This window comes from Actinomycetota bacterium, assembly GCA_036280995.1.
Lineage (GTDB): Bacteria > Actinomycetota > CALGFH01 > CALGFH01 > CALGFH01 > CALGFH01.
Window position 1 is genome coordinate 1 of the sequence record DASUPQ010000630.1, and the last position, 2612, is coordinate 2612.

Consider the following 2612-nt stretch of genomic DNA (forward strand, 5'->3'; position numbering starts at 1 on the left):
GGAGCGGCATCTGGACCACTGCGTGGGGCCGCTGCTGGGCGAGCATGCCAAGGCGGGCGCCGCCGCGCGAGCCCTACGCGCGATCGCGGCCTTCTTCGCCCAGCTTCGACGAACTGCGGAGCAGTTAGCCTAAATCCGGCAGTTGCCGGAGTTTTGCCGGGGCTGGCGTGGGCGCGTTTCAACCTTGCGGTGTGGGGGCCGGGGGGTTGAGCCAGGGCGGGGAGCGGAGCTGGCGGCCGTACAAGTACTTCCGCAAGGCATGACTGAGGATGCGGGACCACCGTTTGGCGACGGTCAACTGCTCCGCAGTTTGCCACCAAGTCGGCGAAGAACGCGGCGATGGCGCGCAGCGCCTGCACCACCCGATCGCGGCGCCCGTGGCTGGAGGTCACCGTCAGCCGGGTCTGCCCGGCGTGGCGGGTCTGTCGGGCCACACCGTGCAGCAGCAGCGGCCGGCTGGTGATCGCCTCGCGGTGGTGGTCGGGGTCGGCGAGACGGACGAACAGCGTCCACCAGTTGTAGACCAGCGCGATCAACCGGGCCATGTGCTGGCTGCGGTCGAGGTCACGGGTGGTGAACCCGGCCCAGCCCCACTGGTTCTTCAGCTCGTCGAACAGGTTCTCGCTGTCCGCCCGGTCCCGGTACAGTTGGGCCAGCGACCGCACCTCCAGGTCCAGCGAGGTCACCAGCACGGCGAACTCCCAGACCACCGCGCCTCCTCCGGGCTCCGCCCAGAACAGATCGCCCTGGCCATCGGTGGTCTTGCGCACCAGGGGCCCACGGCGTCGTCGGGCAGGCGGCGGCGGAGCAGAACGACCCGGCGCGAGCGGCTCCAGCCGCTGAGTCGCAGCCGGCCCTCCCGTCCCGACCAGCCCTGGCCGGCGTCCTCCCACCGCCCGTCCATCGACTTCTCGACCACCTGGCGAACGCCGCGCGTCATCCGCAGCTTGAACAGGTAGTCGACGCCCCGCTGCTCGCAGCTCGCCATGGTCGGCTCGCTGCCCCAGTCCCGGTCGCCGCGCACCAGCGACGGCCAGTGGCTGCGCGGCAGCCGGCCGAGCAGGTTCCACAGCGGTGGCCCGGCGTGCTTGGCACGGTGGCGGTTGCCGGCGTCGACCGCCCCGTCCAGCACCAGCCGCACCCCCGCCACCGCGAAGCTGTGGTAGGCGTGCGAAGGCCGGCCGGGCTTGTGCGGGTTATAGCCGACCTCCGCTCCCTCCTGGTGACCGTAGAGCGGCTTGATCGTGGTGTCGGCGTCCAGGATCCACGGCTCGGTCAGGATCGGGCGCGACCCCTGTCGTCCAGATGACCGCAGAGCCAGGTGGCACCCTCCGGCCCCGGGACCCGGCCCAGGCCGCGCCGCGCCGCATCCTCGCTCACCACCCGGGTCATGCCCAAGAGCGGCGGATTGATGGTGTCGCCGCGCAGCGCCGTCATGTGCGCGTAGCGCCACTGCCCGGCCAGGATCGCCAGCATCGCCGTGCCCACCACGTCGCGCGGCTTCGGCGCGTTCGGGCTGGTATAGGCCAGCGGACAATCCGCCATCAGCGCATCGAACCGGCCGCTCACCTTCAGATAGTGGGCGAAGAAGGCCAGGTGCCCGAGCGCGTCACCGCCGCATCTGGTCCCATTCCACGTGTACCGGCCCGGCATACGTATCGACGGACACAGGGCCGCGGACGACCTCCCGCTCAACGCAAGGTAGATCACCCGCCGGGTGCCGCTGCGGGGGCAGCGATAAGTCGGACATACCCCATCATCTCAAACCCTTCCCGCCAACGCACTACCGCTAACTGCCGAATTTAGGATGATACCAGTCGCCACAAATCATGACACGGATGCCCAGGCTCGCTTCGCCACGGAAGTGACGAGGGCGTAGACTCACAAACCAAGTGCGACACCGGCTATGTCCGGGGGTGGCGTCGCGAAGCTGGTGGAAATTCCGGTTCGGCGTTCTCCGGGGTAGGTGACGCTTCGCCGCGTCAGGCGGCGAGGTCAAGGGTTTGAGGATCGAGAGGCTGAGAAAGGGTTTCCCATCCGTCGACCTTTCGCATCACGATCTGGCCGGACGCCAAGAGCGCCCAGAACAGCATTGGCGCCGTCTCGGCGTCGGGCAGCACGGCCTGGGTCTTGATCCGGCGTCGGAACTCCTCGTGCAGCCGCTCGATGGCGTTGGTCGTCCGGGCGGACTTCCACTGCGACGGGTCGAGGCGGGTGAAGGTGAACAGCCGATCCCCGGCTTCCTCGAGGCTGTCGGCCACCGCCTTGCACTTCAGCCGCCATTTACGGAGGAAAGCCCTGCGGCGCTGCTCGATCTCGGCCTTGGTCTCGGCGTAGACCATGTCGCGGTAGTCCTCGGTCAGCTCGTCGTGCAGCGACTTCGGCGCGTGGGCGAGGAGGTTGCGGTGCTTGTGGACCGTGCAGCGCTGGACCGGCGCATCCGGCCACAGCTCGGCCAGCGCCGCCTCGAGGCCCGGGGCGCCGTCGACGATGATGAACGCCGGCGTCTTCAGGCCGCGGGCGTCGAGATCGTCGAGGAACGCCCGCCACGCCGCCCGGCTCTCGCCGCCCATGTTCCTGAGCGCCAGCAGGACCTTCTGCCCGTCCCGGCG

4 protein-coding genes are annotated in these 2612 nt (G+C 69.5%); all 4 read right to left on the bottom strand.

What is annotated here, in order from left to right:
- On the bottom strand, nt 1–770 hold a 770-nt coding region (locus tag VF468_21490; GenBank protein HEX5880864.1), incomplete at its 3' end, for a transposase.
- Nucleotides 683–1321, bottom strand: coding sequence for a transposase (locus VF468_21495; protein ID HEX5880865.1), 639 nt, complete (start codon nt 1319–1321; stop codon nt 683–685). The genes VF468_21490 and VF468_21495, both read right to left, overlap by 88 nt.
- A complete protein-coding gene (locus tag VF468_21500; protein HEX5880866.1) occupies nt 1276–1569 on the bottom strand; it encodes a hypothetical protein in 294 nt (97 codons plus the stop codon). The genes VF468_21495 and VF468_21500 overlap by 46 nt, the downstream gene beginning before the upstream one ends.
- Before the next feature lie 413 nt (nt 1570–1982).
- Nucleotides 1983–2612 (bottom strand): transposase (locus VF468_21505; protein ID HEX5880867.1); only part of this gene is annotated, 630 nt, incomplete at its 5' end.